Here is a 23,466-nt window from a genome sequence, read left to right on the forward strand (position 1 = left end):
AAGGAAAGGCAACGATGACGAATCTTCTCCGCCGCTCCGAGCTCGCGGTGCCCGCCTGCAGCGACAACATGTTCGACAAGGCGGCCGGGTGCGGTGCCGACCTGGTGTTCCTCGACCTCGAGGACGCCACGCCCGCCGCGTTCAAGGAGGAATCGCGCGGCAAGGCGATCAACGCGCTCAACGACCTGGACTGGGGCCGCACCGTGCGGGCGGTGCGGATCAACGGCCTGGACACCCGGTGGTGCCACGACGACGTCATCGAGGTGGTGACCAGGGCCGGCCGCAACCTCGACACCATCATCATCCCCAAGGCCCGCACCGCCCGCGACGTGTGGTGGGTGGACGTCCTGCTCACCCAGCTGGAATCAAAATTGAACCTGGACAGGCGGATCCGGCTCGAGGTGCTGATCGAAGAGGTCGAAGGTTTGGCCAACGCCGAAGAGATCGCGGCGGCGAGCGATCGCCTGGACGCCCTGATCTTCGGGGTGGGCGACTTCTCGCTGTCACAGGGCGCGCGGGTGGACACCAACTTCGTCCCGCTGGGCGAGTATCCGGGCGAGTTCTGGGCCTACGCGCGCAACAAGGTGATCGTCGCCGCGCGCATCGCGGGCATCGACGCGATCGACGCGCCGTACCCCGACTACCGCGACCTCGCCGGGTATGAGCGCGACGCCCGGCGCGCGTCGCTGCTCGGCTACACCGGGAAGTGGGCCATCCACCCCGACCAGGTTCCGGTCGCCAACGAGGTCTACGCCCCGACCGCCGACGAGATCGCCCGCGCCGAAGCCAACGTCGCCGCCTACCGGGAGGCCGAGGCCAAGGGCCGGGGAGCCGTCGGGGTGAACGGCGTCCTGGTCGACGCCGCCCACGTCAAGCAGGCGGAGCAGACGCTGGCGCGCGCGGCCCTGATCAAGGCCAGGCACGTTTGATGGCGGCGACCCGCTGCGCCCCGCTACGGCCTATAGCGGCGACCCGCTGCGCCCGGCTACGGCCTATAGCGGCGACCCGCTGCGCCCGGCTACGCCGCGCTTGCGATCGCCGCGGCCGCGCTTGCGATCGCCGCGGCCGCGCTTGCGATCGCCGCTAGTCGATCACCACCAGGAGGTCGCCGCCCTCGACTTGTGCGGTGCGCGACACCGCGATTCGCGCGACCTTGCCGGCCTTGGGGGCGGTGACGGCGGCCTCCATCTTCATGGCCTCGATCGTCGCGATCGTCTGGCCGGCCTCGACCTCCTCGCCGACCTCGGCGGTGACCGTGACGACGCCGGCAAAGGGGGCGGCGACGTGATCGGGATTGGCGCGGTCGGCCTTCTCGGCGGCCGGGACGTCGGTGGCGATGCTGCGGTCGCGCACCACGACGGGCCGCAGCTGACCGTTGAGGATGCACATCACGGTGCGCATGCCGCGTTCGTCGGGGTCGGAGATGGCCTCCAACCCGATCAGCAGCTCCACACCGCGCTCCAGCTCCACGCGATGCTCGTCCCCCTGGCGCAGCCCGTAGAAGAACTGGTTGGCGCTCAATCCGGAGGTGTCGCCGTAGGCCTCGCGGTGGTCCTCGAGCTCTTTGGCCGGCCCGGGGAACAGCAGCCGGTTCAGCGCCGCCTGCCGTTGGGCGCCCGGTGTGGCCAACGCCTTTTCATCGTCGGCCGTCAGCGGCTGCTCGGGCTTGGCCGGGCCGCGGCCGTCTAACGCCTTGGTACGCAACGGCTCCGGCCAGCCGCCGGGCGGATCGCCGAGTTCGCCGCGCAGGAACCCGATGACCGAATCCGGGATGTCATAGCGCGCGGGATCTTCGGCGAAGTCTTGCGCGCTGACGCCCGCCCCGACCAGCGCCAGCGCCAGGTCGCCGACCACCTTGCTCGACGGCGTGACCTTGACGAGGTGCCCGAGGATGGCGTCGGCGCCGGCGTAGGCGTTTTCGATGTCCTCGAACCGGTCGCCGAGACCCAGCGCGATGGCCTGCTGGCGCAGGTTCGACAGTTGGCCACCGGGGATCTCGTGGTGGTAGACGCGGCCCGTCGGGGACGGCAGCCCGGATTCGAACGGCGCGTACACCTTTCGCAGCGCCTCCCAGTACGGTTCCAGGTCGCACACCGCCGGCAGCGACAACCCGGTGTCGTAGTCGGTGTTGGCGGCGGCGGCCACGATCGATGACAGCGCGGGCTGGCTGGTGGTCCCCGCGAGCGGGGCAGCGGCACCGTCGACGGCGTCGGCCCCCGCGTGCCAGGCCGCCACGTAACTCGCGAGTTGTCCGCCCGGGGTGTCGTGGGTATGCACGTGCACCGGCAGGTCGAACCGGGATTTGAGCGCCGAGACCAGCGTCGCGGCGGCCGGCGCGCGTAACAACCCGGCCATGTCCTTGATCGCCAGGACGTGCGCGCCCGCTTCGACGATCTGTTCGGCCAACTTGAGGTAATAGTCGAGCGTGTAAAGCTTTTCGGCCGGATCGCTGAGATCCCCGGTGTAGGACATCGCCACCTCGGCCACCGCCGCCCCGGTGTCGCACACCGCGTCGATGGCCGGGCGCATCGAGTCGACGTTGTTCAACGCGTCGAAGATCCGGAAGATGTCGATGCCGGTGGCCGTCGCCTCCTCGACGAACGCCGTCGTCACCGTCTCCGGATAGGGCGTGTAGCCGACGGTGTTGCGCCCGCGCAGCAGCATCTGCAGGCAGATGTTGGGCATCGCCTCCCGCAGCGCCGCCAGGCGCTCCCACGGGTCCTCTTTCAAGAACCGCAGCGCCACATCGTAAGTCGCGCCGCCCCAGCACTCCACCGACAACAGTTGCGGCATGGTCCGCGCGAGGTAGGGCGCGACCTTGATCAGGCCGCTGGTGCGGACGCGGGTCGCCAGCAGCGACTGGTGCGCGTCGCGGAACGTGGTGTCCGTGACGGCGACGCCGCGCGACTCGCGGAGCCAGGCCGCGAATCGCTGGGGTCCGAGCTCGGTCAGACGCTGCTTGGAGCCCGGGGGTGGGTCGGTCGACAGGTCGATGTCGGGCAGCTTGTCGTGCGGGTACACCGTCGACGGGCGCTCACCGTGGGGCTTGTTGACGGTGACGTCGGCCAGGTAGCTGAGGATCTTGGTGCCGCGGTCGGCCGAGCTGCGCGCGGTGAGCAGCTGCGGGCGTTCCTCGATGAACGACGTGGTGATGCGCCCGGCCTGGAAGTCGGGGTCGTCCAGGACCGCTTGCAGGAAGGGGATATTCGTCGACACACCGCGGATGCGGAACTCCGCGACCGCCCGCCGGGCGCGGCGCACCGCGGTGGGGAAGTCGCGGCCCCGGCAACTGAGCTTGATCAGCATCGAGTCGAAATGCGCGCTGATCTCCGCGCCCAGGGTGGTGCCGCCGTCCAGTCGTATTCCCGCGCCGCCCGGGGTGCGGTAGGCGGTGATGCGGCCGGTGTCCGGGCGGAAACCGTTCGCCGGGTCTTCGGTGGTGATGCGGCATTGCAGCGCCGCGCCGTGCGGGACGATCGAATCCTGGTGCAGGCCAATATCTTCCAGCGTTTGACCGGACGCGATGCGCAGCTGGGCGGACACCAGGTCGACGTCGGTGATCTCCTCGGTCACCGTGTGCTCCACCTGGATGCGGGGATTCATCTCGATGAACACGTGATTGCCGCGCTCGTCGAGCAAGAACTCGACCGTGCCCGCGCAGGTGTAGCCGATGCTTTGCGCGAACGCCACCGCGTCGGCGCAAATACTCATCCGCAGTTGTGGATCCAGGTTCGGCGCCGGGGCGATCTCGATCACCTTCTGGTGCCGCCGCTGCACGCTGCAGTCCCGTTCGTAGAGGTGCATCACGTTGCCGTGGTTGTCCGCCAGGATCTGGACCTCGATGTGGCGCGGGTTGATCACCGCCTGTTCGAGAAACACCGAGGCATCCCCGAAGGCGGATTCGGCCTCCCGGCTGGCCGCCTCGATCGCCTCCGGCAGCGCCGCGGGGTCGGTGACCCGACGCATCCCGCGGCCGCCACCACCGGCGACCGCCTTGACGAACAGCGGAAACGTCATCGACTCGGCGGCCGTCACCAGCTCGTCCACCGATGTCGAGGGCGCCGAGGACGCCAGCACCGGCAGGCCCGACGCCCGCGCCGCCGCGATCGCGCGCGCCTTGTTGCCGGTGAGCTCGAGCACCTCGGCGCTCGGGCCGACGAACGTGATGCCCGCCGCCGCGCACGCCGCCGCCAGGTCCGGGTTCTCGGACAGGAACCCGTAGCCCGGGTAGATGGCGTCCGCCCCGCACGCCTGCGCCGTGGCGACGATGTCGTCGACCGACAGGTAGGCGCGGACCGGGTGGCCCTCCTCGCCGATCTGGTACGACTCGTCGGCCTTGAGCCGGTGCACCGAATTGCGGTCCTCGTAGGGGTAGACCGCCACGGTGGCCATTTCCAGTTCGTAGGCGGCGCGGAAGGCGCGGATCGCGATCTCGCCGCGATTGGCGACCAGGACTTTTGTCAACACGGTACTTACGATAGAGCGCGTTGCGGCGGTCCGACATACTCGCTCAGCGGACGGATCAACGCGTTCGACGCGGTCTGCTCGATGATGTGCGCCGTCCATCCGGTGATCCGGCTCATCACGAAAATCGGGGTGAAGGCCCCGATGTCGAAGCCCGTCAGGTAATAGGCCGGGCCGGTGGGAAAGTCCAGGTTCGGCTTGATGCCATTGGCTTGGGCCATCCCCTTTTCCAGGACCTGGTAGATGTCGAGCCACCTCTGACCGTCGCGCGCCGCGGCGACGCGCGTGAGCGCCGCCTTCATGGTCGGCACCCGGGAGTCGCCGTTCTTGTAGACGCGGTGACCGAAGCCCATGATCTTGTCGCCGCGATCCAGCTTGCCAGACAACCACTCCGAAGCCCGTTCGGCGCTTCCGATTTCGATCATGTCGTGCATGACCGCTTCGTTGGCCCCGCCGTGCAGCGAGCCCTTGAGCGCGCCGATGGCGGCCGTGACCGCGCTGTAGATGTCGGACTGGGTCGAGGTGACCACGCGCGCGGCGAAGGTGGATGCGTTGAAGCTGTGCTCGGCGTAGAGCACCATCGACTGTTCGAACGCGTCGACGATCACCTGCTCCGGGACGTCGCCGAAGCACATGTGCAAGAAATTCTGGGCGTAGCTCATGTGGCTGTGGGGCGCGATGGGTTCCAGTCCGCGCCGGCGGCGCATGTCGGCCGCGACGACGGTGGGCAGCACCGCGAACATCCGCAAGGCCTTGGCGTAGTTGGCCGCCGGGCTGTTGTCGTCCTCGTCGGGGTCTTCGGCGCCCATCGAGCTGATGAAGGTGCGCACGACGTCCATGGGGTGGCAGGTGTCGGGCAATTTGGTCAGCAGCGACAGCTGGGACCGCTTCAGCCGACGCGCCGCTCGTTCCCGCTGGGTGAACAGCGCCAGCTGCTGCTCGTCGGGCAGCTCGCCGTGCCACAGCAGGTAGGCGACCTGCTCGAAGCTGCACGCGGCCGCGAGGTCCTGTACGGCGTACCCGCGGTAGGTCAGGGAGTTGGTCTCCGGGACGACCTTGGAGATGGCGGTGGTGTCGACGACGACGCCGGCCAGGCCTTTGTAAATGCGGGGCTGGTTGTCTTCGACGATGCTCATGGCGCGACTCCGTGGACGGAAAAGTTGTAGAGGTCGGAATCGAATTGGCTGTAATCGGCGTAGCGCAGCAATTCGTAGAGGCGGCTGCGGTGCTGCATCCGCTCGGTCAGGCCGGATTGTGTTCCGGTCTCGGCGATTTCGCGAAGGCCCGCCTCGACGGCGTGCATGGCCAGCCGCAGCGTGGTGACGGGGTAGATCACCACGTTGTAGCCGATGTCGGACAGCTGTTGGGTGGTCAGCAGCGGCGACTTGCCGAACTCGGTCATGTTGGCCAGCAAGGGTGTGTCCACCGCGGCGCGGAACCGCTCGAATTCCGTTGGGCTGCCCAAGGCTTCGGTGAAGATCAGGTCCGCACCCGCGTCGGCGTAGGCCTTGGCGCGCTCGATCGCCGCCCCCACCCCCTCGATGCCGGCGGCATCGGTGCGGGCGCAGACGATAAAATTGGGGTCGCGGCGCGCGGAGACGGCGGCCCGCAGCCGTTTGATCATCTCGCCGGCCGGCACCACGGCCTTGCCGTCGAGATGCCCGCAGCGCTTGGGGTTTTCCTGGTCCTCCAGGTGGCAGCCCGCGAGGCCGGCGTCCTCGAGCACCGTCACCGTGCGCGCCGCGCTCATCGGCTCACCGAAGCCGGTGTCGGCGTCGATCAGGGTGGGCAGGTCGCTCACCCCCGCGATCTGGGCGCCTCGCCCGCTGACCTCGGTCAGGGTGGTCAGGCCGATGTCGGGCAGGCCGAGGTCGGCCGAGAGCGCCGCGCCCGACACGTACACGCCGTCGAACCCGAGCTCGGCGACGAGCTTGGCCACCAGTGGTGAGAAGGCGCCCGGGAACCGTTGCAGCCGACCGCTTTCCAGCGTGGCGCGGAACCGCGCCCGCTTGTCGGTCGCCGGCACGGCCCCGCCGATCAGCCCGCCCATCAGAAGATCCCCGGCCCGATCGCGGGCGCCTTGTCGAGAATCAGCGGAGCGACCGTGATGTTGAGCGCGCCCAAAGCGCCCGCCTGCAGGTCCGCCAGGGCTTCGGCCGCCGACAGGAACCGCTGCTGCTCGCCCTCGCCGACCACGCCCTCGGCCAGCTCGGTGAACTTCCCGACGTACTGCTTGCGCTCGAATGGCCGCGCCCCCAGCGGATGAGCGTCGGCGACGGCGAGCTCGTCGACGATGACCTCGCCGTTTTTGAGGGTGACCTCCGCCCGCGCGCCGAACGCCTTCTCCGCCGGATCGGCGGAGTGGTAGCGCCGGGTCCATTCGGGATCCTCGACCGTCGAGATCTTGTGCCACAGCTCGACGGTGTCGGGGCGGCGCGCCCGCTGCGGCGCATACGAGCGCTCGTGATGCCAGGCGCCGTCCTGCAGCGCGACCGCGAAGATGTACATCACCGAGTGATCCAGCGTCTCGCGCGAAGCGTCGGGATCGAACTTCTGCGGATCGCCCGACCCGGTGCCGATCACGTAGTGGGTGTGATGGCTGGTGTGCAGCACGATCGTCGCGACCTGATTCAGATCGCCGATCCGTTCGCGCATCCGGCGCGCGAGGTCGATCAGCGCCTGACTCTGATACTCCGCCGAGTGTTCCTTGGTGTAGCTGTCGAGGATGGCGCGCTTGGGCTCGCCGGGCTCGGGCAGCGGGACGTGATAGGTGTGCTCGGGCCCCGAAAGCAGCCAGGCGATCACCCCGTCCTCGCCCTCCCAGATCGGGGCCGGCGCGCCCTCACCGCGCATGGCGCGGTCGACGGCCTCGATGGCGACCTTGCCCGCCCAGGCGGGCGCGTACGCCTTCCAGCTCGAGATCAGGCCCTTGCGCGACTGCCGGGTCGACGTCGTCAGGTGCAGCGCCTGGCCGATGGCCTGATAGATCGTCTCTTTGTCCAGGCCCAACATCGTGCCCAGGCCGGCCGCCACCGACGGGCCCAGGTGCGCGACGTGGTCAATCTTGTGCTCGTGCAGGCAGATTCCTTTGACCAGGTCGATCTGGATCTCGTAGGCGGTCGCGATGCCCCGGATCAGGTCGGCGCCGCCGATTCCCAGGTGCTGCGCCACCGCCACCAGGGCGGGAATGTTGTCGCCCGGATGCGAGTACTCGGCGGCCAGAAACGTGTCGTGGAAATCCAATTCGCGCACCGCGACGCCGTTGGCCCAGGCCGCCCACTCCGGGGAGTAGTCGCCCTCGATCCCGAAAACCTTGGCGCCCTTGGCCGCGGCGGGGTGCGCCCGCGCCTGAGCCCGCGCGACCGCCACCGGCCGGCGGACCACCGAGGCGGCCGAGACGGCGGCGTTGTCGATGATGCGGTTGATCACCATCGCCTCGACGTCGGCGGGCACGGCGACCGGGTCGGCCGCGACCTCGGCGATCTTCCACGCGAGGTGTTCACTGCGGGGGAAGTCGTCGGCGCTACGACGCGTCCGAACATCGTGAATGCGCATAACTCGCACAGTACGCAGGGCTGAAGTCGGCGTAAATCCCCTGTAAAAGCGTAATCTTGTGTCCTTGTCCGCGGCAGTTTGCGAATCTTGTGAAAGGAGTTGGGCGTACGGTGGGTTCCGTGGCGAAGACGTTCGCCGGCGCGCGGCTACGGCGATTGCGCGAGGAACAGGGGCTGACCCAGGTGGCGCTGGCCCGCGTCCTGGGGCTGTCGACCAGCTACGTCAACCAGCTGGAAAACGACCAGCGCCCGATCACCGTTCCGGTACTGCTCACCCTCACCGAACGATTCGACCTGCCGAGCCAGTACTTCGCGCCGGAGTCCGACGCCCGCCTGATCTCCGACCTGCGGGAGGTGCTCGCCGAGGCGCCCGCGACGGCCGGGCAGGTCGAGGAGCTCGTCGCCCGCATGCCCGCGATCGGTCAGACCCTGGTCAACCTGCACAGGCGGCTGCACGACACGACGGCCGACCTGGAGGCCCTGCACAGCCGCGCGAATTCGGAAGTCTCGGACGCGTCGTCGCTGTCCCAGCAGCCGATGCCGTTCGAAGAGGTTCGCGATTTCTTCTACGACCGCAAGAACTACATCGGCGAACTGGATCTCGCGGCCGAAGAGCTGTTCACCAAGAACCACTTGCGAATCGGCGGACTCGACGGCCAGCTCGCGGAGCTGCTCGCCGAACAGCTCGGCGTCTCGGTGGTGATCGACGACGGTCAGGTGTTGGATCCCAACTCCAAACGCCGGTTTGCGCCCGAATCGAAAACCCTGTACCTGGCTCGGTGGCTGCATCCGGGCCAGCGTGCCTTTCAACTCGCCACCCAGATCGCCCTGCTCACCCAGGCCAAGTTGATCACCGGGATCATCGCCGGCGACGACCAGCTCAGCGACGACGCCCGCAGTGTGGCGCGCATCGGGCTGGCCAACTATTTCGCCGGCGCCCTGCTGCTTCCCTACCTGAGATTCCTCGAGGCCGCCGAGGACGTCCGCTACGACATCGACCAGCTGGCACGGCGATTCGAGGTGGGATTCGAAACCATCTGCCACCGGCTGTCCACCCTGCAGCGCCCGAACGCGCGGGGCGTGCCGTTCATCTTCGTCCGCACCGACAGCGCCGGCAACATCTCTAAACGCCAATCCGCCACCGCTTTTCACTTCTCACGCGTCGGCGGCAACTGTCCGCTGTGGGTGGTCCACCACGCGTTCTCGCGGCCCGGCCAGTTTCTGACCCAAGTCGCGCAGATGCCCGACGAGCGCACCTACTTCTGGGTCGCGCGAACCACCACGACGGAGCCGAGCCGATACCTCGGCCCGGACAAGAGTTTCGCCATCGGACTGGGGTGCGACGTCGCGCACGCGGAGAAGCTGATCTACTCCGTCGGCATCGATTTGGGCGACGCCGAGTCGATCGTGCCGATCGGCGCCGGCTGCAAGATCTGCGACCGGCCCGCGTGCCCGCAACGCGCGTTCCCATACCTCGGCCACCCGGTGTACGTCGACCCCCACAGCAGCACCGATCTGCCGTACCCGCCGGCGATCACGCCTTGAGCGCGGTCAGGTCGGGCCGGCCGCCGAGGCGCTGAACGGTGGCGCTGGCGGCCGCGGCCGCAAGTTCACCGGCCTCCGGTGGTGCGGCGCCATCACGCAGCGCGGCGATCAGCCCGGCCACGAACGCGTCGCCCGCGCCGGTCGGATCCACCACGTCGACGTCGGCGAATTCGAAGAGCCGGCTGCCACCGTCCCACGCCACCAGGTCACCGACCTTCGGAACCGCGAGGGCGACCAGTCCCGGACCGCAGGCCAACAGGCGGTCGGCCAGCTCGCGCGCCTGCGCCGCCGTGCCGATCTCCCGGCCCGCGATGAGCGAGGCTTCCGTGGCGTCGGCGCGGATCACGTCGACCGCCGCGAGCAGGTCGGCCCGAATGTGCTCGGCGGGCGCGCCGTCGGCCACGACGCGCAGACCCCGCCGCCGAGCGCGTTGCGCGGCTTCCAACGCGGTGGCCGGCGGCTGCTGCAGCTGAATGGAAACGGTGTCGGCGGTGTCGAACACGGACCGATCGAGGTCGGCGACTTGGATCAGCGAGCTTTCGGGCACGTCTTCGAGGAGCATGCGTTCCGGCGGTTTTGGGACCACATCGATCAACAGCGCCGTGGTGCCGCGACGCGCGACGCCGCCGACGTCGATGCCGTCCCGTTGGGCCTGCGCCAGGACCGACGCCCCCGCATCGTCGTCACCGGCCACCGCGATGAGGGCGGCCGGCACACCCAGCTGCGCCAGGCCGACCGCCTGATTGGCGCCCTTGCCGCCCAGCAGCTCCTTGCGCTGCACGACCGTGGTGGAATCGTCGGTCGTCGGCGGCCCATCGGTACGCAGCACCAGATCGCGTGCGATCTGGCCGATCACGACAACGCCCATGGGTCCACAGTGCCCGGTCTTGACGGGCACGGCAACGCGATGATCGAGTGAGCCATGCCCAAGGTCGCGGTACTCGACGACTACGCGGGAGTGGCATTGCAGGTCGCCGACTGGTCACCCGTGCAGACACGCTCGGAGGTAACCGTTTTCGATCGCCACCTCTCCGAGGACGCGGCCGCCGAAGCGCTGCGGCCGTTCGACGTGGTGTGCACCCTGCGCGAGCGGATGGCGTTTCCGTCGACCCTCATCGCGCGGCTGCCGAACCTGAAACTGATCACCATCGTCGGCAAGAGCCTGCCGAACCTGGACCTGGCCGCCGCCACCGAGCACGGGATCCTGGTCGCTCACTCCGATTTCGCGCACCCCCGATTCAGGGCAATGCGCGATGCGACGCCGGAACTCGCGTGGGGCCTGATGATCGCGACGGTGCGCAATCTCGCCGAAGAGCATCGCAACATGCGCGACGGCGGCTGGCAGAGCGCCGCGGGTATCACGCTGGCGGGCAAGACGCTCGGCCTGCTCGGTCTCGGCAGGGTCGGCAAACGAATGGCCGAGTATGCCAAGGCGTTCGGCATGGACGTGATCGCGTGGAGCCAAAATCTCACCGCGGACACCGCCGCGAGCGTGGGGGCCCGGCGCGTGCAGAAGTCGGAGCTGTTCGCTGCCTCCGACGTGGTCTCCATCCATGTGGTGCTCTCGGAGCGCACCCGGGGGCTGGTCGCCGCGTCCGAGCTGGCCTTGATGCAGCCGCACGCCTACCTGATCAACACGTCGCGGGGTCCGATCGTCGACGAGGCTGCGCTGCTCGCCGCGTTGGAGTCGGGGCGCATCGCCGGTGCCGGGCTGGACGTGTACGACGTCGAACCGCTGCCCGGCGATCACCGTTTGCGGCGGCTGCCGAATGTGACGCTGTCTCCCCACCTGGGGTACGTCACCCGCGAGATGCTCGGCGCCTTCTACTCCGACACCGTGGAGTCAGTGGTGGCATGGCTGGACGGGACGCCCGTTCGGATCGCCAATCCCGAGGTGTTGCACCGACGCTGACCGCTCACTTCCGTTTCCAGTGCGGGCTTTTGACCGCGTCGAGAGCCTCGGTGACGTAGCGGTCGAGCGGCCGCGGCTTTCCCGATTGTCGTACCCATTGCTGGAAGGCGAAATCCGCCGCCGCGAAGGCCAGTTGGACCAGCAAGCCCGGACGCAGATCGGCGTCGGCGTTGACGCCCATTCGTTCGGCGATGAGTTTGGTCGCCCGGTCCTTGTCGGCGGGCCGGTGCACCGTGACCTTGTCGAGCAGGCCGGGGGCCACCAGCAGGGCTTCGCGCCATTCCTCGGTGTCGGCCTGCTCGAACGAGCGGGTGCGGGTGACGATGGCGTTGATCAGCGCGATGTCGGGTGGTTCGGCGGCCGGGCGGCCTTCGAGGAGGTTGACGATCGCGGCGCCGCCATAGCGCACCGGCGCGAGCAGCAGCTCCTCCTTCGCCGGCACGTGGCGGAAGAAGGTGCGCGGGGAAACGCCCGCGGCCGTGGCGATTTCCTCCGTCGTCACCGCGTCATACCCGCGCTCCACGAACAGCCGGAACGCCGCGCGCCGGATGTCGGCGCGGATCTGCGCGCGCTGCCGATCGCGGAGCGACTCTGGTCGGGTGGGCGAGGTCACCGGAAGCAGCCGATCCCGCCGTCGACGTGGATGGTCTGCCCGGTGATGAACGTCGCGTCACCGCCGAGCAGGAACGCCACCAGCGCGCCCACGTCGGTGCGGACGTTGCCGATGCGCTTCATCGGGACGCGGCCCACGGTCTTCTCGTATTCCTTGGGCGCGAACGACTTCCAGTACTTGACGCCGTCCGACTCGGCGAATGGGCAGATGACGTTGACGCGGATGTTGTCGCGTCCCCATTCGAGCGCCGCGACCTTGGACAGCCCGCGGATGCCTTCCTTGGCGGCCGCGTACCCGCCCCACTTGGGCTCGCCGCCGGTACCCGTCCCGGAGCCGAGGTTGACGATCGACCCGCCGCCCTCCCTGACCATCAGCGGGTGCACGGCCTGCATGAGCAGGAAGGTCGCCCGGGGCCCGACGTCGTAGCCGAGCGCGAGGTCTTCGGTGGTGATGTCGACGAACGCCTTGGGCTCGTTGGTGGCGATCGCGTTGTTCACCAGGCCGTGCACGGCACCGAAGGCGTCGATCGCGGCGGCCGCGATCCGCGGCGCACTGTCGGGGTCGCGCAGGTCGGCGACGAGCCGTTCGACCCGTCCGATCGCCCTGAGTTCGGTGGTGGTCGCCTCGAGGGCTTCCTCCTGGATGTCGACCAGCAGCACCGCCGCGCCGCGTTCGAGCAACGCGGTGGCCACGCCCTTGCCGACGCCCTGGGCGGCGCCGGTGACGATCGCGACGTGTCCGCGCATCGAATCGGGGTGGCTGTAGCTCATTCGGCGGGTCCCATCTGCAGCGCCACGCCCCGGTGCAGTTCGTAGGTGCTCCGCGCGCCGTTGGGCAGTTCGATGAACTCCACCGGGGTCCCGTCCGGATCCTTGACGAAAAACATTCGGACACCGCCGATCTCGAAGGGGTCCTGGTCGGGGGTGTAACCGGCGGAGACGATGCGGCGATGGGTGTCGTCGAGGTCGGGCACCGACAGCGAGACGTTATGGATCCCGGTGATGCCCCGTCGTGGTTTGTGTTCGGTCGGCTTGGTGCCGATCGACAGCAGCTCGACCATCAACCCGCCCAGCAGCCCGCCGACGACCCGCCCCTCCTGCTTGCGGGTCGCGTGCAACACCGCATCGAAAGGCTCTCCGGAGATGAGCGTTTCGAAGACCACGTCCATGCCCAGGACGTCGCGGTAGAACGCCAGTGCGCGGTCCATGTCGGTGACGCCGACGACGAGGTGACAGAACGACACGTCCTCGAGGGTCATGGCCTGCCCGCCGCGAGATTCGGGGCCGGGCGGCCGGCGAACAACGGCAGATCGAGGTAGGTCTTGATGCCCGGTTCGGCGGCGCAGACGTCGGGAACGGCGTTGATGCAGTGGTTGGCGGTGACCACGACGCCCGGATTCTTGATCAGCCCTTCGGCGATCGTCTCCGGCTGCAGCCCCTTGAAGGTGAGGCTCACGTCGGGGTCGCCGGTGATGTCGACCTCGAAGCGTTCGCCGCGCCCACCGAAATCCCAGGCGGGATCGAGGTTTTCCTCGCCCATCAGCCAGTTGACCGCCGCGGTGATGACCGGCTCGCCATCGACCAGCGCTTGCCAGCGGAAGCGGCGCGCCGCCACGGTGCCGACGGCGATCGGGAAGGGGTCGTAGTCGATCTCCGCGGTCGCCACCGCGACATCTTGGATGGTCCTGATGTTGGGGTCGATGCGAAAACCCATGTGATCGGCGATCATCCGCACCGACTGCTTGAAGCCCCCGTCGAGCAGTCCGGCCATCGGCCCCTGGGTGGCCTCCTCGGGCGTGCCGCCGAATCCCATGATGTGGCGGACCACGTCGGGTGCGTTGTAGGTGCGGATGTCGGAGAACTCCTCGGCGCGCACGTGCGTGATCGCCGACGACAACGAGGACACCATGAGCGGGAATCGCTCCGTGATGCCCCCGGGGTGGATCCCCGAACCATGCAGCGTGACACCGCTTTCCGCCGCAGCGTCGGCGACGGCCCGGTGGCGCGGGTTGTCCGGATCGGGGTAGACCCAGCCGACCGGTGTGACGACGTTCTTGCCGGACCGCAGAATCGCGATGACCTCGTCGTCGTTCGGGATCAGCGGGCTGTACATGACGCAGTCGGCGTCCAGCGCCAGCACCTCGTCGGCGCTGGTGGTGGCCGTGACACCGAGATCCTGGGTGCCGATGATCCGCCCGACGTCGACACCGTTCTTGTCCGCGCTATGCACCCAGCACCCGACGAGTTCCAGCTGTGGGTGATTGAGGACGCACTGGATCGCCGCCTTACCCACACCGCCGGTCGCCCACTGGATGACACGAAGTTTGGACGGGCTACTCATCATTGACCTCCCGGACTGCGGTGCGCGACCTTTACACATCGGCGAACAAAATGGCAGGCTATGACTTGCTGACAGTGACTGTCAATGATCGCCTACTTCGGGAAGGGTCTGTTGATGAGCGTCCTCGACGGGAAGATCGCGATCGTGACCGGCACCAGCCGCGGCGTGGGCGTCGGCATCGCCCACGAGCTGCTGCGGGCGGGCGCGACGGTCATCGGCTGCTCGCGTTCGCCGCTCGATGGCCTCCCCGGCATCGAAAAAGACTGGGCGCCGCGCGCTTTCCAGGAGGTCTGCGATCAGGGTGACTATCGGTCGATCGACTCGTTCGTCGCGGACGTCGTGGCCGCCCACGGCCGGGTCGACATCCTGGTGAACAACGCCGGCGGCACCGTTCCGGCGCCGCACGTCGAGAGCATTCCCGAACTGGTGCAACGCATTCAGGGCGCGCCCGCCAGCGACGACGAGTACGCGCGCACCGCCCTGTTCCATGCGTTCGCGGTGCAGATGAACCTGATCAGCCCGCTGTGGTTCGCCATCCGCGCCTATCGGCAGATGCAGACCCAGGACGGCGTCGGTTGCATCATCAACATCTCCAGCGGCGCGGGACATCCGGCGGGATCGCCGACGCTGGTCTCCTACGGCGCGGCCAAAAGCGGCCTCAACCACCTCACCCGATCCCTGGCCGAGGAGTGGGGGCCGAAGGTCCGCGTCAACTGCGTGGCGTTGGGCCCGACGATGACGGAAAACTTCCGGTCGTTTGTGCTGCCCAAGGACGATCCGACCGGCGAGAGGTACTTCGCCGCCGTTCCGCTGCGCCGCGCCGGCGAGCCCGCGGAGGTGGGGCGGGTGTGCGTGTTCCTCGCGGGCGGGCAGGCCGACTTCGTCAACGGCACCACCATCGAATGTGACGGCGGGATGCTGCCCGGTGTGCTCTATGACGCGGGGCTGAAGACGATCACCGACTTGTTGTGACCGGCTGGTAGCTGGAACCCTTCTGGGACAACGGGACTCGCCCGATCACCGTCCGCCCCACTGCCGCGTTCGCGGTCACCGCGACCGACCGGCGGCGAATCGGCTCGTCGCCGATCTGGGCAGACATGCACACAGCGGCGTCAGTCGCGGTCTAATGGGTGGATGGAACTGATGATGCCCACCGACGCGATCTTTCTCCTGGGAGAGTCTCGCGAACATCCCATGCACGTCGGAGGCTTGCAGTTGTTCGAGCCCCCGCCGGGTGCCGGGCGCGGCTTCGCCCGTGAGCTGCACAAGCAACTGACCGCTCAGCGGGAGTTCCAACCCACGTTTCGCAAGCATCCCGCGAAGTTCGTCGGCGGCATCGCGAACCTGGGGTGGTCGTATGACGACGACATCGATGTCGACTATCACGTCCGGCGTTCGGCGCTGCCGTCACCCAAACGGGTCCGCGAGCTGCTCGAGCTGACGTCGCGGTGGCACAGCACCCTGCTGGACCGTCATCGCCCGTTGTGGGAGACGCACATCGTCGAAGGCCTCAAGGACGGCCGGTTCGCCATCTACACCAAGGTGCACCATGCACTGATCGACGGCGTCTCCGCGCAGAAGCTGATGCAGCGCGCGCTGTCCACCGACCCCGACGACCCCGAGATCCGCGCCCCGTGGAGCCTGAGCAAACCCAAGCGCAGATCCAGCCCGTCGTCTCGCTTGGGTTCATTGGCCCGTGCGGCGGGATCCGTTGCGGCACTTGCTCCCTCGACGGTAGGACTGGCGCGCGCCGCGCTACTCGAGCAGCAGCTGACGTTGCCGTTCGGCGCGCCGAAGACCATGCTGAACGTCAAGATCGGCGGCGCTCGCCGCTGCGCCGCGCAGTCCTGGTCGCTGGACCGCATCAAAAGCGTGAAGCGGGCCGCCGGCGTCACGGTGAACGACGTCGTCTTGGCGATGTGTTCGGGGGCCCTGCGCTATTACCTGCTCGAGCAGAACGCGCTGCCGGACACGCCGCTGATCGCGATGGTCCCGGTGAGCCTGCGCACCGAGGAAGAGGCCGACGCCGGTGGCAACATGGTCGGAGCCATCCTGTGCAACCTCGCGACCGACACCGACGATCCCGCGCAGCGTCTGCTGACCATCAGCGATTCGATGTGCAGCAACAAGAAGGTCTTCTCGCAGTTGCCGCGGCTTCAGGCGCTGGCGCTGTCCGCCGTCAACACGTCGGCGCTGGCGTTGGCGGCGGTGCCGGGCTGGGTGGCGTCGACGTCGCCGCCTTTCAACATCATCATTTCGAACGTGCCGGGGCCCACGCAGCCGATCTACTACGGGGGAGCGCGGCTCGACGGCAACTATCCGCTGTCCATCGCGCTGGACGGCCAGGCGCTGAACATCACCCTGGCCAGCAACGCCGGCAATCTGGACTTCGGTCTGGTGGGGTGCCGGCGCAGCGTGCCGCACCTGCAGCGCCTGCTCGCGCATCTGGAATCCTCGCTCAAGGATCTGGAACGCGCTGTGGGAGAATAGAAGTCGATGGCAAAGCTGAGCGCGGGTGTGATGTTGTACCGGACCTGCGACGGCGTCGTCGAGGTCTTGCTCGCGCACCCGGGTGGGCCGTTCTGGGCCCGCAAGGACGACGGCGCGTGGTCGATCCCGAAAGGCGAGTACGCCGACGGGGAGGATCCCTGGGCGGCCGCGCAGCGCGAGTTCGCCGAGGAGCTGGGGTTGCCGGTGCCGGCCGGGCCGCGTGTCGACCTCGGTCAGCTGAAACAATCCGGCGCCAAGGTGGTGACCGCCTTCGCCGTGCACAGCGACCTCGACATCACCGACGCGCGCAGCAACACGTTCGAACTGGAGTGGCCAAAGGGGTCGGGCACGCTGCGGGAGTTTCCCGAGGTCGATCGGGTGGGCTGGTTTGCGGTGGGGGCGGCGCGCACCAAGCTGCTGAAGGGCCAGCACGGTTTTCTCGACCGCTTGATGGCGGATCCTGCTGTGGCCGGACTATCCGAAGGGACCTGACATGCAGACGCTGCGCACACCCGACGACCGGTTCGACGAGATTCCTGATTTCCCCTATGCGCCAAGGTATTGCGAACTGCCCGACGATGACGGCGGTGCGCTGCGCGTCGCCTGGATCGAAGACGGACCAGGAGATGCGGATCCGGTTCTCATGCTGCACGGCGAGCCGTCGTGGTCGTACCTGTACCGCAAGATGATTCCGATACTGGTGGCCGACGGTCACCGCGTCGTCTGCCCGGACCTGGTGGGCTTCGGCCGTTCGGACAAGCCGACCCAGCTCGACGACCACAGCTATGCGCGCCACGTCGAATGGATGCGCGCGCTGGCGTTCGATGTCCTCGACCTCCGCAACGTCACCCTGGTCGGTCAGGACTGGGGCGGGCTGATCGGATTGCGGCTCGCCGCAGAGCATCCCGAGCGGTTTGCCCGGATCGTCGTCGCCAACACCGGGCTCCCGAACGGGGACCAGCCGATGGCCGACATCTGGTGGCGCTTCCGGGAGGCCATCACCTCGGCGCCGGCGCTCGACATCGGCGCGTTTGTGCAGGGCGGCTGTCGCCGGCCGATGAGCGATGCCGAACGCGCGGGCTACGACGCGCCGTTTCCCGCTGACGAGTACTGCATCGGCCCGCGGGCCATGCCCGGGCTGGTGCCCACCTCTCCGGACGATCCCGCCGCGGCGGCCAACAAGGCCGCGTGGGCCAAGCTGTCGGTGAGTCCGACGCCGATGCTGGTCGCCTTCAGTGACAGCGACCCCATCACCGGGCCGATGGCCGCGATCTTTCAGCGCGAGATGCGCGGCGCGCAGGGGATCGCCCACCCGGTGATCCGCGGCGCCGGACATTTCCTGCAGGAGGACGCCGGCGAAGAACTGGCCCGCCATATTGTGGCGTTCCTGCGCCGCTGAACGGGCGCGGCCCGGCGGATCGGGTGCGGGCACAATGTCAGGATGACGACCGCGCCCACCGAAGCCACCGAATCCCAGGGGCTATTGCTGCAGCTGCTGGACCCCGCCAACCGGGCCGACCCGTATCGGCTGTGCGCGCAGTTCCGCGACCGCGGGCCGTTGCAGCTGCCCGACGCCAACCTGGCGGTCTTCTTGAGCTACCGCGACTGCGACGAGGTGTTGCGGCACCCGTCGTCGAGCAGCGAGAACGCCAACTCGACGGTCGCGAAGCAGCAGGCCGAGGCCGGCACCGCACCGCCCAGGCAGGGCCCGCCGGGATTCTTGTTCCTCGACCCGCCCGATCACACCCGGCTGCGCAAGCTGGTCAGCAAGGCGTTCGCGCCGAGGGTGGTGAGCGCGCTGCAACCCGACATCGGCTCGCTGGTCGACGGATTGCTCGACCGGGTCGCCGAGAAGGGCCACTTCGAAGTCGTCGAGGATTTCGCCTATCCCCTGCCGGTCGCGGTCATCTGCCGGTTGCTCGGTGTGCCCCTCGAGGACGAGCCGCAGTTCAGCCGCGCGTCGGCGTTGCTCGCCCAGGCGCTGGACCCGTTTTCGACGATCACCGGCGTGCCGGCGGAAGTCGCCAATGAGCGACAACAGGCCGGTACGTGGCTGCGTGATTACTTCCACGGCCTGATCGACAAGCGCCGGTCACGACCAGGTGAGGACCTGCTGTCGGGGTTGATCGCCGTGGAGGAGTCGGGGGATCAACTGACCGAGGAAGAGATCGTCTCGACCTGCAACCTGCTGCTCATCGCGGGTCACGAGACCACGGTGAACCTCATCGGGAACGCCGTGTTGGCCATGCTGCGCAACCCAGGTCAGTGGGCAGCCCTGGGCGCCGACGCCGACCGAGCGCCCGCGATCGTGGAGGAGACCCTGCGCTACGACCCGCCCGTACAGCTGGCCGGTCGAATTGCGCTCGCCGACATGGTGATTGGGGGAGTCGAGGTGCCCGCGGGTGATGTCATGATGCTGCTGCTCGCCGGCGCCAACCGTGACCCCGCCGAATACGACCGGCCCGATGTGTTCGATCCGGATCGGAAGAACCTGCGGCACTTGGGATTCGGCCGCGGGGCGCATTACTGCCTGGGTGCGCCGCTGGCCCGGCTGGAGGCCAGCGTGGCGCTGGCGGCGGTCGCCGCGCGTTTCCCGAACGCACGGTTGGACGGCGAACCGCAGTACAAGACCAACGTCACGCTGCGCGGACTGTCGCAGCTGACGCTCGCGATCTGATCGGCGCTCCCAGGGTTCAGCGCTCCCAGGGAGGGCTTTCGTCCATCTTCCTGTAGTACTTCGCCAGGTGGCTTTTGACCCGATCGACATCGGAGTGCGGCACGTCGATGCCGCCGCGCGCGCCGTCCATGATCGCGCCGGCGGCCATCAACCCGCGCGGCACCGCCTTGAGGGTTCCTCCGATGACGTCGGCGATCAGTAGCTTGTATCCGGTGAAATTGTCCTTGTTGTCGCCGTCGTACCAGACGTGGGCGTCGCGGTACTTCTGGTTCGGGGCGTCCTCGGCGCCGGCCCACTTGCGGACCCGTTTTTCCGCGGCGCCACCGTCCCATTTCCGGTCGCGGTCGGCCAACGGCAGGTCTTGAAACGCTGTGACTGACATACGGGCCGCGTGCCCGCTTCGGCGGGCGTTAAACGGCCGATCTGGAAGTTATCCACAGTTGGAAGTTCGTCCACAGGTTTGCTTTTGGGCCGACATCGGCGCGGTTTGGTCGGCCGGTTTTGTCGGTGGCGGTGGCGATGATGGCGTTATGTCTTCGATCGCATCTGCTGAGGCCGTGGTAGTGACTGCCAGTGACCGTCTTGAGGTGTTGTTCGAGGAGTTGGCGGAGTTGGCGGGTCAGCGCAATGCGATCGATGGGCGCATCGTGCAGATCGTGGCTGAGATTGATCGTGACGGGTTGTGGGGTGTGACCGGGGCGCGCTCGGTGCCGGCGTTGGTGGCCTGGAAGCTGGGCTGTTCGTCGGGCAATGCCCACACGATCAGCACCATCGCGGGCCGGCTGACGGAGTTTCCCCGTTGCGCGGCGGGCATGCGGGAGGGTCGCTTGTCGGCCGATCAGGTCGGGGTGATCGCCGCCCGCGCGGGCCAGGGATCCGATGCGCATTATGCGCAGCTGGCCGCGGTCGCCACGGTCAACCAGTTGCGCACCGCGGTCAAGCTCGAACCGCGACCTGCACCCCAACCGCGGCCGTGGTCGGGGCCCGAGCGCTCGCTGACCAAGGCCTCCGACGAGGCGGGCAGCTGCTATCGGATCACACTTCCCCACCACGACGCGGCGAAGTTCGACGCCGCGTTGGCGTCTCATCGTGATGCGCTGATCGCCGAGTGGAAACACGACCACGACGAGGGCCAGGGTGCGTCAGACCAGCGGCCCCCATTGCCGAGCACCGCCGATGCGTTCATGCGCCTGGTCGAGGCGGGCTGGGACGCCGAGGCCACCCGCCGCCCGCATGGGCAGCACACCACCGTGGTGGCCCACCTCGACATCGAACGGCGCGTGGCGGCGCTGCATCTGGGTCCGCTGCTCTCGGATGCCGAGCGCCGCTTGTTGACCTGTGATGCCACCTGTGAGGTGTGGTTCGAACGCCACGGACAGCCCATGGGGGCGGGCCGGACCGCCCGGGTGATCAACCGACGGCTGCGCCGCGCCCTGGAGCACCGCGACCGCGCGTGCGTGGTGCCCGGTTGTGGGGCCACCCGTGGTCTGCATGCCCATCACGTGTGGCATTGGGAAGGCGGTGGCCCCACCGAGTTGGCCAAACCTCTGGTGCTGGTCTGCCCCTATCACCACCGGTTGCATCACCGGGGCGCCATCACCCTCACCGGACCCGCCGACGGCCTGACCGTCACCGACGAGGCCGGCCAAATCCTGAGCCCGGGCTCACTCGCGCACCCACCCACCCGACCCCCGCCCGCGGTGCCACCGTGTCCGGGACCTACCGGTGAGCGGGCCGACTGGTGGTGGTATGACCCCTTCCAACCCCAACCACCACCGACAACCAACTAGCTGGCGGAATCAATCCTCCTACGGGATTGGGGCATCAACGGATTCGTTCGTTCGCGACCACGCCGACGCGCGCACCAATGCGAATCAAGCCCGGTGTTTTGGACAGGATCACCGAATTGGCATGGAGCGTTAACCACGCCCTTGGACAAGGCCACCATCGGCATATCGGCAATGTCCGCCGTGCTAGAGCGAAGTCTTCTTTGCCGAGTCGATTGCCTTGCGCCGCATACACCATTGGCAACGCAGGCTCCGGGCTACGAGTGAATGGGCCATTTTGTGCCATCGCCCGTTTGGTTCGTTCTACCTTGAGGCATGACTACAACCGACCGAGCGGACCAAGCATCATCGGTCCCTACGTCCCGCAAAATTCTTTGCATCGTCTACGGCGCTATCGCGGTCGCCGCGCTCATCGCGACGTGGAGCCAGACAATCACGTACGTTCACAGCCCGACCGACTTTTTCGTTAATTTCTGGCGCGACACCAAAACGACTGCGGCCTCGCGCAATATCACAGCCGACGCCCTGATGCTGGCCCTGAGTGCCGTCATTCTGATGGTGATCGAAGCCAGGAAATACAACCTGCGATTCGTCTGGCTGTACATTGTGGGATCGTTCTTCATCGCCGTCAGCGTGATGTTCCCGCTCTTCCTGATCGCGCGCGAATTGCGCCTGCGCACAGCCGACGTGCCACGCCTTGGCAGGACGGACACAATTCTGCTCGCGGTTGTCGCCGTCTTGACCCTGGCCCTGACTATCAGGATCGACATGGGGTGACCACTTAACGCGACCTTTCACTTGTACGACCGACAGTGGTCTGACGGCACCACGGTGTGGATCTGACCCCAAACTGACGTTGAACAGCCGCCCGGGCACTTGGCTCTTGTGTCCGAAGGTATGCCCGGGGGAGGCAAACTAACCAGTGCCGCAAGGCGTTTCAGATCCGCGGTAATCGCGGGTCGTGATGGCCGCAGCGTCGCGGAAGAAACCCTCCCTTTCAGCCCGGGCCGAGGCCCGGCACGATCTCGCCGAGGCTGAACGTCACCGGCTGTTCCAGCTGTTCGTAGGTGCACGAGCGCGGGTCGCGGTCCGGACGCCACCGATTGAACTGCGCGGTATGACGAAAGCGCCGACCCTCCATGTGGTCGTAGCGGACCTCGACCACGCGCTCGGGCCGCAGCGGCACGAACGAGAGGTCCTTGCCGGCGTTCCACCGCGAGTATTCGTTTTTGCGGGGCGTTCGCTCGCCGGCCTCGTGGGCGGCCCAGTTCCACGGATGGTCCGCGAAGTCGGTGACGAGCGGCTGCAGTTCGGCGAACAGGCGGCGCCGCTCGGCCATCGGGAAGGCGCCGATGACGCCGACCGAGGCCAGCTGCCCGTCGTCCTGGTAGAGCCCCAGCAGCAGCGACCCGATCGCGTCGGCGCCGGACTTGTGGACCCGATAGCCGGCGACCACACAGTCCGCGGTCCGTTCGTGCTTGATCTTGAACATCACCCGCTTGTCCGGCTGGTAGGTGACGTCCAGGGGCTTGGCGATCACGCCATCGAGGCCGGCGCCCTCGAACTCGTCGAACCATCGCTGCGCGGTGCCCAGATCGGTCGTCGCCGGCGTGACATGGATCGAGCGACCCGATCCGCCCACCGCATCGACGAGGGCCGCCCGCCGCTCACTGAACGGCCGCCGGGTGTAGTCGTCGCCGCCGAGCGCCAGCAGGTCGAACGCGATGAAGGACGCGGGCGTCGCCTCGGCGAGCATTCGCACCCGCGAGTCGGCCGGGTGAATGCGTTGCTGCAGCGCCTCGAAGTCCAGGCCGTGGTCGGTGGCGATGACGATCTCCCCGTCGATCACGCAGCGCTCCGGCAGCTCGGCCCTGACCGCGGCGACCAACTCCGGAAAGTAGCGGGTCATCGGCCGCTCGTTGCGGCTGCCGAGCTCGACGTCGTCGCCGTCACGGAAACAGATCGACCTGAATCCGTCCCACTTGGGCTCGTACGACGCGTGGGGCGGGATAGCGCGAACCGACTTGGCCAGCATCGGCGACACCGGCGGCATGACAGGGAGGTCCATAGCCTGATTGTGCTGG

21 protein-coding genes are annotated in these 23,466 nt (G+C 68.0%); 10 read left to right on the top strand and 11 right to left on the bottom strand.

Annotated elements, in window-relative coordinates; translation table 11 throughout:
- Positions 1-14 precede the first annotated feature (14 nt).
- Positions 15-929, top strand: a complete 915-nt coding sequence (locus tag W7U_RS22940) for a CoA ester lyase (protein ID WP_008263168.1) — start codon at positions 15-17, stop codon at positions 927-929.
- Positions 930-1,083: 154 nt separating this feature from the next.
- Here W7U_RS22940 and W7U_RS22945 read toward each other — a convergent pair whose 3' ends face one another.
- From W7U_RS22945 to prpD, 4 genes are read right to left on the bottom strand one after another with little or no spacing between them, the layout of a single operon-like run.
- Entirely contained in the window at positions 1,084-4,467 is a 3,384-nt protein-coding gene (locus tag W7U_RS22945) for a pyruvate carboxylase (RefSeq protein WP_008263169.1), read from the bottom strand.
- Between the two features lie 5 nt (positions 4,468-4,472).
- Positions 4,473-5,600 carry a bifunctional 2-methylcitrate synthase/citrate synthase gene (locus W7U_RS22950; protein ID WP_008263172.1) on the bottom strand — a complete coding sequence of 376 codons (1,128 nt, stop codon included), beginning with the start codon at positions 5,598-5,600 and terminating at the stop codon, positions 4,473-4,475.
- The gene (gene prpB / locus W7U_RS22955; RefSeq protein ID WP_008263173.1) at positions 5,597-6,514 is read right to left on the bottom strand and encodes a methylisocitrate lyase; all 918 of its coding nucleotides are present in this window, start codon (positions 6,512-6,514) and stop codon (positions 5,597-5,599) included. The genes W7U_RS22950 and prpB overlap by 4 nt, the downstream gene beginning before the upstream one ends.
- Positions 6,514-8,019: a 2-methylcitrate dehydratase PrpD gene (prpD, locus tag W7U_RS22960; RefSeq protein WP_008263180.1), complete on the bottom strand. Its 1,506-nt coding sequence runs from the start codon at positions 8,017-8,019 to the stop codon at positions 6,514-6,516. Before prpD ends, prpB begins: the two co-directional genes overlap by 1 nt.
- A gap of 110 nt (positions 8,020-8,129) precedes the next feature.
- Here prpD and W7U_RS22965 point away from each other — a divergent pair, with 110 nt between their 5' ends.
- Positions 8,130-9,563: a short-chain fatty acyl-CoA regulator family protein gene (locus W7U_RS22965; protein WP_008263181.1), complete on the top strand. Its 1,434-nt coding sequence runs from the start codon at positions 8,130-8,132 to the stop codon at positions 9,561-9,563.
- Here W7U_RS22965 and W7U_RS22970 read toward each other — a convergent pair.
- Positions 9,553-10,431, bottom strand: coding sequence for a PfkB family carbohydrate kinase (locus tag W7U_RS22970; RefSeq protein ID WP_008263182.1), 879 nt, complete (start codon positions 10,429-10,431; stop codon positions 9,553-9,555). The genes W7U_RS22965 and W7U_RS22970 overlap by 11 nt on opposite strands.
- 54 nt (positions 10,432-10,485) lie before the next feature.
- On the opposite strand from W7U_RS22970, the gene W7U_RS22975 reads away from it, so the two are divergent.
- Positions 10,486-11,475: a D-2-hydroxyacid dehydrogenase family protein gene (locus W7U_RS22975; protein ID WP_008263183.1), complete on the top strand. Its 990-nt coding sequence runs from the start codon at positions 10,486-10,488 to the stop codon at positions 11,473-11,475.
- 4 nt (positions 11,476-11,479) lie between these two features.
- Here W7U_RS22975 and W7U_RS22980 read toward each other — a convergent pair whose 3' ends face one another.
- The 4 genes from W7U_RS22980 to W7U_RS22995 are packed head-to-tail and all read right to left on the bottom strand — an operon-like array spanning position 11,480 to position 14,428.
- Entirely contained in the window at positions 11,480-12,088 is a 609-nt protein-coding gene (locus W7U_RS22980) for a TetR/AcrR family transcriptional regulator (RefSeq protein WP_008263185.1), read from the bottom strand.
- On the bottom strand, positions 12,085-12,858 hold the full coding sequence (locus W7U_RS22985; protein ID WP_008263187.1) for an SDR family NAD(P)-dependent oxidoreductase: 774 nt from the start codon (positions 12,856-12,858) through the stop codon (positions 12,085-12,087). The genes W7U_RS22980 and W7U_RS22985 overlap by 4 nt, the downstream gene beginning before the upstream one ends.
- Positions 12,855-13,346 (bottom strand): VOC family protein, encoded by a 492-nt coding sequence (locus W7U_RS22990; RefSeq protein ID WP_008263189.1) that lies wholly within the window; start codon positions 13,344-13,346, stop codon positions 12,855-12,857. Before W7U_RS22990 ends, W7U_RS22985 begins: the two co-directional genes overlap by 4 nt.
- Positions 13,343-14,428, bottom strand: a complete 1,086-nt coding sequence (locus W7U_RS22995) for a dihydrodipicolinate reductase (RefSeq protein WP_036429879.1) — start codon at positions 14,426-14,428, stop codon at positions 13,343-13,345. The genes W7U_RS22990 and W7U_RS22995 overlap by 4 nt, the downstream gene beginning before the upstream one ends.
- A gap of 114 nt (positions 14,429-14,542) precedes the next feature.
- Between W7U_RS22995 and W7U_RS23000 the strand changes: the two genes are divergently transcribed.
- The 5 genes from W7U_RS23000 (at position 14,543) to W7U_RS23020 (ending at position 19,595) form a co-directional block, all read left to right on the top strand.
- Positions 14,543-15,400 (top strand): SDR family oxidoreductase, encoded by an 858-nt coding sequence (locus W7U_RS23000; protein ID WP_036429882.1) that lies wholly within the window; start codon positions 14,543-14,545, stop codon positions 15,398-15,400.
- Positions 15,401-15,562: 162 nt separating this feature from the next.
- Positions 15,563-16,918 (top strand): wax ester/triacylglycerol synthase family O-acyltransferase, encoded by a 1,356-nt coding sequence (locus tag W7U_RS23005; RefSeq protein ID WP_008263192.1) that lies wholly within the window; start codon positions 15,563-15,565, stop codon positions 16,916-16,918.
- Positions 16,919-16,924: 6 nt separating this feature from the next.
- Positions 16,925-17,410 carry an NUDIX domain-containing protein gene (locus W7U_RS23010; protein WP_008263193.1) on the top strand — a complete coding sequence of 162 codons (486 nt, stop codon included), beginning with the start codon at positions 16,925-16,927 and terminating at the stop codon, positions 17,408-17,410.
- A 1-nt stretch (position 17,411) separates the two neighbouring features.
- Positions 17,412-18,317 carry a haloalkane dehalogenase gene (locus W7U_RS23015; RefSeq protein ID WP_008263194.1) on the top strand — a complete coding sequence of 302 codons (906 nt, stop codon included), beginning with the start codon at positions 17,412-17,414 and terminating at the stop codon, positions 18,315-18,317.
- 42 nt (positions 18,318-18,359) lie between these two features.
- Positions 18,360-19,595: a cytochrome P450 gene (locus W7U_RS23020; protein WP_008263199.1), complete on the top strand. Its 1,236-nt coding sequence runs from the start codon at positions 18,360-18,362 to the stop codon at positions 19,593-19,595.
- Between the two features lie 16 nt (positions 19,596-19,611).
- On the opposite strand, the gene W7U_RS23025 is transcribed toward W7U_RS23020, so the two are convergent.
- Positions 19,612-19,977, bottom strand: a complete 366-nt coding sequence (locus tag W7U_RS23025; protein WP_008263200.1) for a hypothetical protein — start codon at positions 19,975-19,977, stop codon at positions 19,612-19,614.
- 148 nt (positions 19,978-20,125) lie between these two features.
- Here W7U_RS23025 and W7U_RS23030 point away from each other — a divergent pair, with 148 nt between their 5' ends.
- Both W7U_RS23030 and W7U_RS23035 read left to right on the top strand, forming a co-directional pair.
- Positions 20,126-21,385: an HNH endonuclease signature motif containing protein gene (locus W7U_RS23030; protein WP_008263201.1), complete on the top strand. Its 1,260-nt coding sequence runs from the start codon at positions 20,126-20,128 to the stop codon at positions 21,383-21,385.
- A 312-nt stretch (positions 21,386-21,697) separates the two neighbouring features.
- Positions 21,698-22,159 carry a DUF2834 domain-containing protein gene (locus W7U_RS23035; RefSeq protein ID WP_008263202.1) on the top strand — a complete coding sequence of 154 codons (462 nt, stop codon included), beginning with the start codon at positions 21,698-21,700 and terminating at the stop codon, positions 22,157-22,159.
- 220 nt (positions 22,160-22,379) lie between these two features.
- On the opposite strand, the gene W7U_RS23040 is transcribed toward W7U_RS23035, so the two are convergent.
- Positions 22,380-23,450: an ATP-dependent DNA ligase gene (locus W7U_RS23040; RefSeq protein ID WP_008263203.1), complete on the bottom strand. Its 1,071-nt coding sequence runs from the start codon at positions 23,448-23,450 to the stop codon at positions 22,380-22,382.
- Positions 23,451-23,466 lie beyond the last annotated feature (16 nt).

The sequence above is a fragment of the Mycobacterium sp. H4Y genome, assembly GCF_000364405.1.
In the GTDB taxonomy this organism is placed as follows: Bacteria; Actinomycetota; Actinomycetes; order Mycobacteriales; family Mycobacteriaceae; genus Mycobacterium; species Mycobacterium intracellulare.